Annotated in this window: 1 pseudogene; it reads left to right on the plus strand. The window is 54.4% G+C overall.

The features are described from left to right. Positions 1-763: 763 nt before the first annotated feature. Positions 764-1372 (plus strand): annotated as a pseudogene (locus tag FDY93_RS19800) (hypothetical protein); the annotation flags it as partial.

A 1372-nucleotide genomic window follows, 5' to 3' on the forward strand; every position in this document is an offset into this window, starting at 1 on the left:
TTTTCTCGATTCGACAAGTTGGATGTCATTTTTACGTTTTTCATTCACTTTGCGTTGATAGTAGACACGCTATTTAGTGTGAACAGGCCCTAGTAAAAGGAAAGCTCCTCTTTGCATCCATCTACTACCCATATGCCATTCGTTGTATTCAGTCACTCTCCGCGGTAATAGAGAACGCACCTCGCCCACTCTCACAATACGAGCGCGGTGCAATCGGTGAATTGGCGCAATTAAAAGAAGGTTTGGCGGCGGGGAAGATTGAGCCACCGTTGATGTATTACATCCCAGGCTTTCCGAATTTCATGGAAGTAAGTGGAATTTCAACAACGTCAGTCGATGATTTACCAAGCGGTAAGTTTTTGTGTAAAACTGTGGCCGATTTATTATTCGAAGGTATCCGTCCCGATTCCTGGGTTACTCCTCAAGACGCAGATAGGGAAACAGCCAATTTGCGAAGGTAGCTCGACTTCGAGAAGCTCTATGACCGGCCACGGAACTCGCCGATCTCATCTGGGAAGACCCAGCCCTGCAGGCCGACCTCCGGCGCTTCGTCAAAGACTACGTTAAAGCCCAACACGCCATTGAAATCACTGAATTCTCCGGTGCCGCGGCGTTTGAAGTCCTGTTCACCATACTCCTGGCGGCAGTAACCGGCGGCGCCGGCCTAGCCGCCAGCGCCGCAAGCCTGGCCCGGCACTTTGCCAAGTTCCGCAAGGTCGGGCAGTTGCTGTTGGAGTTTGGAGAACAGATCAAAAAAGCCAGAATGCTCAGGGATCGCCATGCCCCGGCCAAGCAAACACCCAGCTTCGAGGACTTTGAAAGTCTCGGCGAGGTGGAGGTTGCCAGGCCAGCCGACATCGCCCCCGATACCCGGAAGAAGAAACCGAAACCCCGTGAGAAAACCGATTTCAGCCAACGCAAAGGCATCCCGCCCACATCTCTCAAGGATGCCGTCAGCCGCCTGAACTCTATGGCGGACGAAATTGCCCGCAACGGCTACCAGCCCAAGTACACAGATGCCGAGCTGAAAGCCCTGGCCGAAACCGGCGATATCTCGAAGGAACGCTATCAGGTCCGCTTTATGGAAAGCCGATATCTGACAAACAACGGCGCACCGGGGATGCTTGGCGCCCCCATGCGAGGAGTCAGCGGCAACGGCGCCAAGTACTGGTCCACCAGCTTCGATCAGTTGGAAGACGCGGATACCAATGCGCGCCTGATTTCGGAGAAGCTTGGCCTCGACTACGACCCCGACGCCGAGTACACACTGATTGTCTTCGACACCGAAAAGGCAGCGCCTCTCACCGGTGTGAAAAGCGTGCCGGCCACCTTTGACAAGGTCAGTGAGTTTGCCAACCGGGAGTTGCCGAAG

The sequence above is a fragment of the Microbulbifer harenosus genome (assembly GCF_005771435.1).
GTDB lineage: Bacteria > Pseudomonadota > Gammaproteobacteria > Pseudomonadales > Cellvibrionaceae > Microbulbifer > Microbulbifer harenosus.